Origin of the sequence: Streptomyces sp. NPDC008121, from assembly GCF_042957155.1 — a bacterium.
GTDB lineage: Bacteria > Actinomycetota > Actinomycetes > Streptomycetales > Streptomycetaceae > Streptomyces.
The window spans coordinates 1-12970 of the sequence record NZ_JBIBHT010000006.1 but is presented as its reverse complement, the minus strand read 5'-3'; the positions used below and the strand labels follow the sequence as shown (position 1 = coordinate 12970).

Sequence of the window (12970 nt, the reverse complement as noted above, 5' to 3'; positions counted from 1 at the left end):
TTCTGTCCCTCCCTCCAACTTGACGTACGGCCAAGGGAAACGGTTGCCCTCCGTTCCCTTACGAGTGAGTCTCGGCCAGGTCTCGTTCCGGCCATGCGGGTGACGCCGGGCCCGTTCGGGTCACCCGATCGCCTCCGCGCGGGCGGCCCGCCCGGGCCCCCGGACTCACCCCGCCGACTCCCCGCGGATGACGGCGAGTACCCCGTCCAGCTCGTCCGGCTTGACGAGGACGTCCCGCGCCTTGGAGCCCTCGCTGGGCCCGACAATGTTCCGCGACTCCATCAGGTCCATCAGCCGGCCGGCCTTCGCGAAGCCGACCCGGAGCTTGCGCTGGAGCATGGACGTCGACCCGAACTGGGTGGAGACCACCAGCTCGGCGGCCTGGCACAGCAGGTCGAGGTCGTCGCCGATGTCCTCGTCGATCTCCTTCTTCTGCTTGGTGCCGACGGTGACGTCGTCCCGGAAGACCGGGGCCATCTGGTCCTTGCAGTGCTGGACGACGGCCGCGACCTCGTCCTCGGTGACGAAGGCGCCCTGCATGCGGACGGGCTTGTTCGCGCCCATCGGCAGGAAGAGTCCGTCGCCCTTGCCGATGAGCTTCTCCGCTCCGGGCTGGTCGAGGATGACCCGGCTGTCGGCGAGCGAGGAGGTGGCGAAGGCGAGCCGGGAGGGCACGTTGGCCTTGATCAGACCGGTGACGACGTCCACGGACGGGCGCTGGGTGGCCAGGACCAGGTGGATGCCCGCCGCCCGGGCCAGCTGCGTGATGCGGACGATGGCGTCCTCGACGTCCCGGGGGGCGACCATCATCAGGTCGGCCAGCTCGTCGACGATCACCAGCAGGTACGGGTAGGGGCTGAGCTCCCGCTCGCTGCCCTCAGGCAGCTTGACCTTGCCGTTGCGGATGGCCTCGTTGAAGTCGTCGATGTGCCGGTAGCCGAAGGCGGCCAGGTCGTCGTAGCGCAGGTCCATCTCGCGCACGACCCACTGGAGCGCCTCCGCGGCCCGCTTGGGGTTGGTGATGATCGGCGTGATCAGGTGCGGGATGCCCTCGTAGGCGGTGAGTTCGACCCGCTTGGGGTCGACCAGGACCATCCGGACGTCCTCGGGGGTCGCTCTTATCATCACCGAGGTGATGAGGCAGTTGATGCACGAGGACTTTCCGGAGCCGGTGGCTCCGGCGACCAGGACGTGCGGCATCTTCGCGAGGTTGGCCATCACGTAGCCGCCCTCGACGTCCTTGCCGAGCGCCACCAGCATCGGGTGGTCGTCGCCGGCGGCGTCGGCGAGGCGCAGGACGTCGCCGAGGTTGACCATCTCGCGGTCGCTGTTGGGGATCTCGATGCCGACGGCCGACTTGCCCGGAATCGGCGAGATGATCCGGACGTCCGGGCTGGCCACGGCGTACGCGATGTTCTTGGTGAGGGCGGTGATCTTCTCGACCTTGACGGCCGGCCCGAGCTCGACCTCGTAGCGCGTGACCGTCGGACCGCGGGTGAAGCCGGTGACGGCCGCGTCGACCTTGAACTCGCTGAAGACGGTGGAGAGCGATGCGACCACGGCGTCGTTGGCCGCGCTGCGCGTCTTGCCGGGGCCGCCGCGCTCCAGCAGGTCCATCGACGGCAGCGCGTAGGTGATGTCCCCGGCGAGCTGGAGCTGCTCGGCCCGGGCGGGCATCTCCTGGTGCTCGGGCGCGGGCTTCGTGAGATCCGGTACGGCTCCGGTCCGGCGCCCGGCCTCCGGCTCGGCGCCCCGCGCGGTGGGCACCGGAGCGGCCGGGGGCACCGAGGGACGGGCCGGGACGGCCGGCGGCTCGGTCGGAACGGGGGGAGCCTCCGCCCCCGTGGCGGCGGCCCGCTCGGCGGTGACGTCCCGGGTGAGGTCGGCGACCAGCGGGGACGGCGGCATGCCGTTGAGCACGGCCCCGTCGAGCGCGGCGGCCGCGGCCGCGGCGACGTCCACGGCGTCCAGGGGCCGGTCGGCCGACCGCGCGGAGGAGCGGCGCGGGCTCCTGCGCCGGGTGAGCGCCTCCTCCTCGGCCCGGTCGGTGTCGTACACGTCCGCGGGCCCGGGGGCGCGGCGCCGGGTCCGCGCCGGGGCGGCCTCGCGCCAGGTCCCGTCGTACGCCTCACCCTCGTCGATGATCTCGGGGTCGTAAGCGGGGTCGTACGCCGGCTCGACGATGCCGAGCCGGGCGCCGAGCGCGCGCAGCCGCTGCGGGATGGCGTTGACGGGGGTGGCGGTGACGACGAGCAGCCCGAAGACCGTGAGCAGGACGAGCATCGGGACGGCGAGGACCTCGCCCATCATGAAGACGAGCGGCTTGGAGGCAGCCCAGCCGATCAGACCGCCGGCGTCCTGCATGGCCTCGGTCCCGTCGCCCCGGCCGGGCGAGCCGCAGGCGATGTGGACCTGCCCGAGGACGCCGATGACGAGGGCGGAGAGACCGATGACGATCCGGCCGTTGGCCTCCGGCTTCTCCGGATAGAGGATCAGGCGGATGCCGATGGCGCCGACCAGGAGCGGGACGAGCAGGTCGAGCCGTCCGAAGGCGCCGGTGACCAGCATCTCGACGAGGTCGCCGACCGGGCCGCGCAGCTGGGACCAGGTCCCGGCGGCGACGATCAGCGCGATCCCGAGGAGCAGCAGCGCCAGACCGTCCTTGCGGTGGGCCGGGTCGAGTCCCTTGGCTCCGCGCCCTATCCCCCGGAACATCGCGCCGACTCCGTGCGCCAGGCCGAGCCAGACTCCGCGGACGAGCCGGTACACGCCCCCGGTGGGGGACGGTGCGGGCCTGGGCGCCGCCTTCTTCGCCGCGGCCTTCCCGGCCGGCGCGCGTCTGGCGGGCGCGGCCTTCCTCGCGGCGGTCTTCTTCGCGGGGGGCTTGGCCGCCGGACCGGCGGTCCTCTTCGCGGGCACCGCTCTCTTCGCGACGCCAGGCGTACGGCCGGCGCGCGGCTTCGCGGTGCCCGCCGTGCCCTGGGAACCCTTGCCGGACGTACGTGAGGCCATGATGCTGAGGTTACCGGTGTGAGCGGCCGTCGACACGTGCGCGTCCGGCCTCACCCGTTCGTGTCGCCCGTGCCGGGGCGCGAAACTGACGAACGCTCACGGCCCGCGACCCGACCGTGACGGTACGTCCGCGCCGGAGGTGACGTACCGTCCGCGCCTACGGCGGCGGCGCGCCCGATCCACGGACGAGGGGCGTCCGGTCTCGTCCGGGTGTCACCGCGACCGGCGGTGACGGCGCGTCAGTTCTGCGCGGGGAGGGTGGGCGCGCCGCCCGTGCCCGGCTCCAGCGCGTCGAGCGCGCGCCGCAATCCGGTGAGCTTGCGCTCCAGGTGGGCCGCCGTGGCGACGGCCGCCGCGTCGGCGGAGTCGTCGTCGAGCTGCTTGGACAGCGCCTCCGCCTGCTCCTCGACCGCGGCGAGACGGGCCGACAGCTCGGCGAGCAGTCCCGCGGACTCCTTCGCGTGACCGCCGTGGCCGCCGCCCTCCAGCTGGAGCCGCAGGAGCGCGGCCTGTTCACGCAGCTGGCAGTTCTTCATGTACAGCTCGACGAAGACGGAGACCTTGGCGCGCAGCACCCACGGGTCGAACGGCTTGGAGATGTAGTCGACCGCGCCCGCCGCATAACCCCGGAAGGTGTGGTGGGGGCCGTGGTTGATGGCGGTGAGGAAGATGATCGGGATGTCCCGGGTCCGCTCCCGCCGCTTGATGTGCGCCGCGGTCTCGAAGCCGTCCATCCCCGGCATCTGGACATCCAGCAGAATGACCGCGAAGTCGTCGGTCAGCAGCGCCTTGAGCGCTTCCTCCCCGGACGATGCCCGCACCAGCGTCTGATCGAGCGCGGAGAGAATGGCCTCCAGCGCCAGCAGATTCTCCGGCCGGTCATCGACCAGGAGGATCTTGGCCTTCTGCACCATGCCCCGTCCTCCTCGCCCCGGCATGGGCTCTCCCCGACTCACCGAGTCGGGGGAGACACCGGGCGCCGCCCCAGAAGACGACTCCCTTGCGCCGTCCGTCCTTGTGCCGGTCATGGTAGCCGCACCCCGCCTGTCGCCACACCCTGTCACCACGATGTCACTGTGCACGTAGCGGAAACGTGGTGGGAGACCAGAAGGTTCCCCGTAAACCGGCCGCTCACACGCCCGTGGCGACGGCCGGCCGGCGGAGCCCGGACCTCCGCACGACGTCCCGCGCTTCCTCACCCCGCGCCGGGCGCGGCGGGCACGAGCGCCCCGCCGCCACCCCGCGTGCCGTGCGGGACCCGCGTCACTCCCCTCGCATCCACTGCTCCATCACCGTCAGCAGATGGTCCGGGTCGACCGGCTTGGTGACGTAGTCGGAGGCGCCGCACTCGATCGCCTTCTCCCGGTCTCCCTTCATCGCCTTCGCGGTGAGCGCGATGATCGGCAGCCCGGCGAACTGCGGCATCCGCCGGATCGCGGTCGTCGTCGCGTATCCGTCCATCTCCGGCATCATGATGTCCATCAGGACGACCGTCACGTCGTCGTGCTGCTCCAGGACCTCGATGCCCTCGCGCCCGTTCTCCGCGTACAGCACCGCCAGACCGTGCTGCTCCAGGACGCTGGTCAGCGCGAAGACGTTGCGGATGTCGTCGTCCACGATCAGCACCTTCTCGCCGCCGAAGGCGAAGGTGCGGCGCGGCGTCGCCTCGGCCCGCTCGTCGGCGGACTCCTGGTCGCCCTGCCCGGTCCGCCCGGCCCGGCCCGGCAGCGCGGGGCGGGTCTCCGTCGCCGGGACCGCCTTGCGGCGGTGCCGGAACAGCGCCCCTGCCCCGGAGCGCAGCTCGGCCGCCATCGGCGAGGGTGACGACTCGTAGGGCCCGTCGTGTCCGTCGGAGCCGTCCTCGTACGCCGACTGCGGGTCGGTCGAGCCGTCCTCGCCCTGCCCGTAGCCGTTCGGGGACAGCTCGATCGGGTTCAGCGGCAGATAGAGCGTGAACGTCGAGCCGCGGCCCGGCTCGCTCGCCGCGTAGATCTCGCCGCCGAGCAGCCGCGCGATCTCCCGGCTGATGGAGAGGCCCAGGCCCGTGCCGCCGTACTTGCGGCTGGTCGTCCCGTCCGCCTGCTTGAACGCCTCGAAGATCACCCGCATCTTGCCGGCCGCGATGCCGATGCCCGTGTCGGTCACGGAGAACGCGATCAGGTCGGCCTCGGGATCGCGCAGCGACCCGGCCTCCAGGAGCTGCTCGCGGATCGACTGCGGCACGTCCGTCCCGGCCGGCCGGATGACCAGCTCCACCGCGCCCGTGTCGGTGAACTTCACCGCGTTGGAGAGCAGGTTGCGCAGCACCTGAAGCAGGCGCTGCTCGTCGGTGTGGAGCGTGGCGGGCAGTTCCGGCGAGACCCGCACCGAGAAGTCGAGCCCCTTCTCCGCGGTCAGCGGCCGGAACGTCGCCTCCACGTAGTCGACGAGCTGCACCAACGCGATCCGGGTCGGGGAGACGTCCATCTTGCCCGCCTCGACCTTGGACAGGTCGAGGATGTCGTTGATCAGCTGGAGCAGGTCGGAACCGGCGCCGTGGATCGTCTCGGCGAACTCCACCTGCTTGGGCGAGAGGTTGGCGTCGGCGTTGTCGGCGAGCAACTTGGCCAGGATCAGCAGGGAGTTGAGCGGCGTGCGCAGCTCGTGCGACATGTTCGCCAGGAACTCCGACTTGTAGCGCATCGAGACGGCGAGCTGCTCGGCCCGCTCCTCCAGGACCTGCCGCGCCTCCTCGATCTCGGTGTTCTTCACCTCGATGTCCCGGTTCTGCCGGGCGAGCAGTTCGGCCTTCTCCTCCAGCTCCGCGTTGGAGCCCTGCAGCTCCTTCTGCCGGTGCTCCAGCTCGGCGGAGCGCTCCCGCAGCTGCTCGGTCAGCTCCTGCGACTGCTGGAGCAGCACCTCGGTCTTGGTGTTGACGCTGATGGTGTTGACGGTCGTCGCGATCAGCTCGGCGAGCTGGTTCAGGAAGTCCCGCTGGATCTGGGTGAACGGCTGGAAGGAGGCCAGCTCGATCACCCCGAGGACCTTGCCCTCGAAGAGGACCGGCAGCACGATCACATGCGCCGGGGCGGCCTCGCCGAGCCCGGAGGAGATCTTCAGATAGCCCGGCGGCACGTTGACCTGGATCGTCCGCTTCTCCTCGGCCGCCGTCCCGATCAGGGTCTCCCCCGGCCGGAACGAGGTCGGCATCGAGCCGGCGGAGTATCCGTAACTGCCGCGCATCCGCAGCTCGTACGAGCCCTCGCCCTCCCCGCCCAGTTCGGCGCTGGCGGTCGCGGAGCCGGTCGGCATCGCCACGAAGAACGCGCCGTGCTGAGCCGAGACGACGGGCGTCAGCTCGCTCATGATGAGCGAGGCGACGTCGTCCAGGTCCCGGCGGCCCTGCATCAGTCCGGAGATCCGGGCGAGATTGCCCTTGAGCCAGTCCTGCTCCTCGTTGGCGAGGGTGGTGTCGCGCAGATTGGCGATCATGGTGTTGATGTTGTCCTGGAGGGCCTGGATCTCGCCCGCCGCGTCCACACCGTCGATCTTCAGGTTGAGGTCGCCGCGGGTCACCGCGGTGGCGACGGCCGCGATGGCCCGCACCTGCCGGGTCAGGTTCCCGGCCATCTCGTTCACCGACTCGGTCAGGTCGCGCCAGGTGCCGTCGACGTCCCGGACCCGTGCCTGGCCGCCCAGGATGCCCTCGGTGCCCACCTCGCGGGCCACCCGGGTGACCTCCTCGGCGAACGAGGACAGCTGGTCGACCATCGTGTTGATGGTGTTCTTCAGCTCCTGGATCTCACCGCGCGCGTCGATGTCGATCTTCTTGGTGAGATCACCCTTGGCGATGGCGGTGGTGACGGCGGCGATCTGACGCACCTGGCCCGTCAGGTTGGACGCCATCGAGTTCACCGACTCCGTCAGGTCCTTCCAGGTGCCCGAGACGCCCGGCACCCGCGCCTGGCCGCCCAGCTCACCCTCCGTACCCACCTCGCGCGCGACTCGCGTCACCTCGTCCGCGAACGAGGACAGCGTCGTCACCATCGTGTTGACGGTGTCGGCCAGCTCGGCCACCTCGCCGCGCGCCTCGACCGTCACTTTCTTCGTCAGATCGCCGTTGGCGACCGCGGAGGAGACCCGGGAGATGTTCCGCACCTGACTCGTCAGGTTGTTGGCCATCAGGTTGACGTTGTCGCTCAGGTCCTTCCAGATGCCCGTCACCCCGCGCACCCGCGCCTGACCGCCCAGGATCCCCTCGGTGCCCACCTCGCGGGCGACCCTCGTCACCTCGTCGGCGAAGTTCGACAGCTGGTCGACCATCGTGTTGACGGTCGTCACCAGCTCCAGGATCTCGCCCTTGGCGTCGACGGTGATCTTCTTCGAGAGGTCGCCCTTGGCGACCGCCGTCGTCACCTCGGCGATGTTGCGCACCTGGGAGGTCAGGTTGTTCGCCATGAAGTTCACCGACTGGGTGAGGTCCTTCCAGGTGCCGGAGACCCCCTGCACCTCGGCCTGACCGCCCAGGATGCCCTCCGTGCCCACCTCACGGGCCACCCGCGTCACCTGCTCGGCGAAGCTGGAGAGCTGGTCCACCATCGTGTTGAGGGTGTTCTTCAGCTCCAGGATCTCGCCGCGCGCGTCCACGTCGATCTTCTGCGACAGGTCACCGCGCGCCACCGCCGTGGCGACCTGCGCGATGTTACGGACCTGGGCGGTGAGGTTCCCCGCCATGCCGTTCACCGAGTCGGTCAGATCGCGCCACACCCCGGCGACGCCCGGCACCTGCGCCTGACCCCCGAGCCGGCCGTCCGTACCCACCTCGCGGGCCACCCGCGTCACCTGCTCCGCGAACGCGGACAGCTGGTCGACCATCGTGTTGATGGTGTTCTTCAGCTCCAGGATCTCGCCGCGCGCGTCCACGTCGATCTTCTGCGACAGGTCGCCCCGCGCCACCGCCGTCGTCACCTGGGCGATCTGCCGCACCTGGGACGTCAGGTTCCCCGCCATGAAGTTGACGGAGTCGGTGAGCTCCTTCCACGTACCGGAGACACCGTCGACCCGCGCCTGACCGCCGAGGCGGCCCTCCGTGCCCACGTCCCGCGCCATCCGCGTCACCTGGTCGGCGAAGGACGACAGCTGCGACACCATCGTGTTGACGGTGTTCTTCAGCTCCAGCATCTCGCCCGCGACGTCGACGGTGACCTTCTGGGAGAGATCACCGTTGGCGACCGCCGTCGTCACCTGCGCGATGTCCCGCACCTGACCCGTCAGGTTGCGGAACGCCGTGTTCACCGAATCGGTGAGGTCCTTCCACGTTCCCGCCGCACCCGGCACCTCGGCCTGGCCGCCGAGCAGACCCTCGACACCGACCTCCCGCGCGACCCGGGTCACCTCGGAGCCGAACGCCGACAGCTGGTCGACCATCGTATTGACGGTGTTCTTCAGCTCCAGCATCTCGCCGGCCACGTCGACGGTGACCTTCTGGGAGAGATCACCGTTGGCGACCGCCGTCGTCACCTGCGCGATGTCCCGCACCTGCGTGGTGATGTTCCGGAAGACCGTGTTGACCGAATCGGTCAGGTCCTTCCACGTCCCCGCCGCACCCGGCACCTGCGCCTGACCGCCCAGCAGACCCTGCGCGCCGACCTCCCCGGACACGCGCGTCACCTCGTCGGCGAACGTCCGCAGCGTCTCGGTCATCTGGTTGATCGTGTCCGCGAGCTGCGCGACCTCGCCGCGCGCGCTCACGGTGACCTTCTGCGAGAGGTCGCCGTTGGCGACCGCCGTGGTGACCTCGGCGATGCCCCTCACCTGATTGGTGAGATTCCCCGCCATCGTGTTGACGGAGTCGGTGAGGTCCTTCCACACGCCCGCGACCCCGGCCACCTCGGCCTGACCGCCCAGCTCGCCCTCCGTGCCGACCTCCCGCGCGACGCGGGTCACCTCGGAGGAGAACGAGGACAGCTGGTCCACCATCGTGTTGACGGTGTTCTTCAGCTCCAGCATCTCGCCGGCCACGTGCGCGGTGACCTTGCGCGACAGATCGCCCTTGGCGACCGCCGTCGTGACGAGAGCGATATCACGTACCTGAGCCGTCAGCCGGTACGCCATCGTGTTGACCGAATCCGTGAGGTCCTTCCACGAACCGGACATACCGCGCACCTGGGCCTGACCGCCCAGCTTCCCCTCGGTACCGACCTCCAGCGCGACCCGCGTCACCTCGTCGGTGAACGCCGACAACTGGTCGACCAGGTTGTTCACCGTCCGGGCGACCTTCAGGAACTCCCCGCGCAGCGGCCGCGCCGCACCGTCGGGCCCGTCGGACCGCAGGTCCATCCGCTGGTCGAGATCGCCCTCGGCCACCGCCGACAGCACCCGCCCGACCTCGGACACCGGCCGCGTCATGTCGTCGACCAGCGCGTTCGCGGCCTCGATCGCCGCGGCCCAGGCGCCTTCGCTGGCCCCGGCCTCCAGCCGTTCGGACAGCTTGCCCTCGCGCCCCACCATCCGCCGCACCCGCGACAGCTCACCCGTCAGATGCATCTGCCGGTCGGCGACCTCGTTGAACACGGCGGAGATCTCCGCCATGACCCCGTCGCCGGACACGGTCAGGCGCTTGCGGAAATTCCCGTCGCGCATCGAGACCAGCGCCTGGAGCAGCCGCTCCATGGCCGCCGCGTCCACCTGCACCGTCCCACCGCTCCGGGACCGTCCGCCCTTTGCCCGCGTGCCGCTGCCGCTGCCGCGCCGCGCCGCCGTGCCAGAGTCCACCGTGTCCCTCCCGAAGGGATTGGCCGTCCTGCCCGGGCCGTCGCCACAGGCCGACCCAGTGTTTCACCGCAGCCGAACAAGGCCATAACAGTTCGGCAGCTTCGCATAACGTCCCCGCCCGTAGGGGACGGAAACAGCGGTGACCGGCATCCGCCCGGACAGTGAAGGTAAGTAACCTGGCATCCGGCTGTCCAACCGCCCCGGTCCGCCCGGCGGGGGCGGGGCGGCGGGAAGAAGACCAGCGGGCAGCGGGAGGGGCACACCGACCATGGCAGAGCCGGGCGTCGAAACGCGTACGAGGAGTTCTGTGATCACCGCGCGGGCGGCTGCCAGCTTCGACCCCGTCGGGCGGTCCGTCGCGACCGCCCGCGCCTTCGTCAGGGACACCCTGCAGGGATGGGGGTACGCCGAGGTCGTCGACGACGCCGTCGTCCTCACCAGCGAACTCGTCACCAATGCCGTCGTCCACGCCGGCACCGCCGCCGACGTCCTGTGCCTGCGCAGCGAGGACGGCGTCCGCGTCGAGGTCGCCGACCGCTACCCCGAGCGCGAGATCCCCGTCCAGGGCGGCCGCACCGTCGCCCACCCCGACCGGGAGAACGGCCGGGGCCTGCTGCTCTGCGCCGCCCTGGCCACGCGCTGGGGCGTCGAGTACACCCCCACCAGGAAGAACGTCTGGTTCCAGCTGGACCTGCCGGAGCGCCCCATCGGGACCCGCTCGGCGGGCCCCGTCCTCCCCGACGCCCTCCTGCCCGTCGCCGAGAGCCGCGTCCGCGTGGCCGTCGCCCAGATCGACCGCGGCGGCTCCGTCACGGCCTGGAACGAAGACGCCGAGGAGCTCTTCGGCTACACCGCGGAGCAGGTCCTCGGCAAGCCGCTCGGCGATCTCGCCGCCTGGCCCCACACCCCCGGCATCGGCACCGGCCTCGTCGAGGCGCTCCAGCTCTCCCGCTGGGAGGGCAGCTACGGCATCCGCTGCGCGGACGGCCGGGTCGTGCCCGTGTACGCCTCCCACCTCCGGGTCCGCGACGCCGGAGGCGAGCCGTCCACCGTCTGCCTCCTCGTACGCGAGTACGAGCGCGCGGTCCTGCAGACCCCGCAGCGCACCGCGGTCTCCGACTCCGGCGCCGAGAGCCGTTCGGCGGACCCCTTCGAGGTGTTCATCGGCTCTCCGGCCCCGGACGACCTGGACGGGCTCCTCCAGCGCACGGTGGAGCGCGCCCGCGACATGCTCGACGGCGACGCTGCGTTCCTCCTGCTGGCCACGGACGACGAGACGGAGCTGGAGGTGCGCGCCACCACGGGCCTGCCGTCGGCCCGTCAGCGCTTCGCCCGCGTTCCGGTGGAGACGGGTGCCAGCCGTTACGGCTCCGCCCGGATGCCGGCCGTCCACGAGGACCTGGCCGCCGTCCCGGGCGCCGTGCCCCTGCTGGAGGGCACCGGCATGCGTTCGGTGGTCACGGTCCCCCTCAAGGTCGAGGGCCGGCTGACCGGCTCCCTGGGCGTCGCCGCGGAGAACCCGAACCGCTACTCCAACGAAGAGGCCCTGCGCCTGCAGTTCGCCGCCGACCGGATCGCCCTGGCCGTGGAGTCGGCCCGTCTCGGCGAGCTGGAGCGCCTGCGCCGCGGCTCGTTGAGCTTCCTCGTCGAGGCCTCCGACCTGCTGGCCGGCACGCTGGACCGCGATCAGACCCTGGCGCTCATGGCGCAGATGACCGTTCCGACGCTCGCGACCTGGTGCGCCGTCTACACGATCGCCGACCAGTCGTCGGACCCGTATCTCTCGTACGTCCTGCACGAGGACGAGGACCGGATCGACGGTCTCAAGGCCCTGCTCTCCTCGATCGCCCCGCCGGACCCGGTGCCCACGCCGGGCGCCCGTGTCTGGTCCGCGCCGGCGGCGGCCGCCCACCGGGCGGCGCTCTCCACGTCGATGCGCGAACTGGGCGGTGCGGCGGGCCCGTTGTCCTCGGGTATCGACACGACTCTGGCGACGGCGGCCGTGGTCGGCGGGGAGACGGTGGTGCTGCCGCTGGTGGCCCGTAACCGCGTGATCGGCATGCTCACGCTGGGCAAGCCGTCGGACGACCATTTCCGCCAGGAGATCCTGGAGCTCGCCGAGGACCTCTCCCGCCGTGCGGCACTGGCTCTGGACAACGCCCGTCTCTACAGCGAGCGGATGGCCATCTCCCAGTCCCTGCAGCGCAGTCTGCTGCCGCCGGGTCTGCCGGACATCCCCGGGGTCGAGGTCGATGTCATCTATCGCGCGGCCGGCGAGGGCAATGAGGTCGGCGGCGACTTCTACGACCTGTTCCCGATCCGCGACAACGCCTACGGCTTCGCCATCGGCGACGTCTGCGGTACGGGTCCGGAGGCGGCGGCCGTCACGGGCCTGGCCCGCCACGCGCTGCGTCTGCTGGCCCGGGAGGGTTTCGGCGGCCCGGCGGTGCTGGAGCGGCTGAACGCCGCCATCCTCGACGAGGGCGCCCGCAGCCGCTTCCTGACCCTTCTCTACGGCGAGATGTGGCCGCAGGAGGACGGCTCGGCCCTTCTCAAGGTGGTCTGCGCCGGTCATCCGCTGCCGCTGCGTCTGCGCCAGGACGGCACGGTCTCCTCGGCGGCGGATCCTCAGCCGCTCCTCGGTGTCATCGATGACCTGGAGCTGTACGAGCAGACGATCACGCTGGATCCGGGCGATGTCCTGCTCTGTGTCACCGACGGCGTCACGGAACGCCGCGAGGGCAGCCGGATGTTGGGCGACGACGGTCTGGCGGAGGTCCTGAAGACCTGTACGGGCCTGACGGCCGGCGCGGTCGCGGCCCGCATCCTGCGCGCGGTGGAGCGCTTCGCTCAGGAACCGGCGTCGGACGATATGGCGATCCTGGCGATGCGCATCCCGGAGCCGATCACCGCCGGCTGACGCTCTCCCGGCCGGCGCCCCTGTTCACAGCAGGGGCGCCGCCTTCGGGGCCCGGGGCCGGCGCACAAAACAAAGAAGGCCCCCGCCATGTGGCGGGGGCCTTCTTCTTTTCGGAGCCCTTTAACGGAATCGAACCGTTGACCTTCTCCTTACCATGGAGACGCTCTACCGACTGAGCTAAAAGGGCGGGTTGTTCGGCGGCGTCCTACTCTCCCACAGGGTCCCCCCTGCAGTACCATCGGCGCTGAAAGGCTTAGCTTCCGGGTTCGGAATGTAACCGGGCGT

4 protein-coding genes, 1 tRNA gene and 1 rRNA gene are annotated in these 12970 nt (G+C 70.9%); 1 reads left to right on the top strand and 5 read right to left on the bottom strand.

The window, feature by feature from the left end; translation table 11 throughout:
• Positions 1-165: 165 nt before the first annotated feature.
• The 3 genes from ACFZBD_RS20605 to ACFZBD_RS20595 all read right to left on the bottom strand — a co-directional run bounded on the left by ACFZBD_RS20605 (position 166) and on the right by ACFZBD_RS20595 (position 9765).
• A complete protein-coding gene (locus tag ACFZBD_RS20605) occupies positions 166-3012 on the bottom strand; it encodes a DNA translocase FtsK (protein WP_391141252.1) in 2847 nt (948 codons plus the stop codon).
• A 239-nt stretch (positions 3013-3251) separates the two neighbouring features.
• The gene (locus tag ACFZBD_RS20600) at positions 3252-3926 is read right to left on the bottom strand and encodes a response regulator (RefSeq protein ID WP_391141251.1); all 675 of its coding nucleotides are present in this window, start codon (positions 3924-3926) and stop codon (positions 3252-3254) included.
• 349 nt (positions 3927-4275) lie between these two features.
• Positions 4276-9765 (bottom strand): HAMP domain-containing protein, encoded by a 5490-nt coding sequence (locus ACFZBD_RS20595; RefSeq protein WP_391141248.1) that lies wholly within the window; start codon positions 9763-9765, stop codon positions 4276-4278.
• A 268-nt stretch (positions 9766-10033) separates the two neighbouring features.
• On the opposite strand from ACFZBD_RS20595, the gene ACFZBD_RS20590 reads away from it, so the two are divergent.
• On the top strand, positions 10034-12685 hold the full coding sequence (locus tag ACFZBD_RS20590; RefSeq protein ID WP_391141245.1) for a SpoIIE family protein phosphatase: 2652 nt from the start codon (positions 10034-10036) through the stop codon (positions 12683-12685).
• A 114-nt stretch (positions 12686-12799) separates the two neighbouring features.
• On the opposite strand, the gene ACFZBD_RS20585 is transcribed toward ACFZBD_RS20590, so the two are convergent.
• Together ACFZBD_RS20585 and rrf are read right to left on the bottom strand one after the other, a co-directional pair.
• Positions 12800-12872: transfer RNA gene (locus ACFZBD_RS20585), tRNA-Thr, on the bottom strand.
• Positions 12873-12877: 5 nt separating this feature from the next.
• Positions 12878-12970, bottom strand: a 5S ribosomal RNA gene (rrf, locus tag ACFZBD_RS20580); the annotation flags it as partial.

Coding starts and splice junctions, on each gene's coding strand:
- ACFZBD_RS20605 (WP_391141252.1), bottom strand. CDS start 3,012: ATGGCCTCACGTACGTCCGGCAAGGGTTCCCAGGGCACGGCGGGCACC.
- ACFZBD_RS20600 (WP_391141251.1), bottom strand. CDS start 3,926: ATGGTGCAGAAGGCCAAGATCCTCCTGGTCGATGACCGGCCGGAGAAT.
- ACFZBD_RS20590 (WP_391141245.1), top strand. CDS start 10,034: ATGGCAGAGCCGGGCGTCGAAACGCGTACGAGGAGTTCTGTGATCACC.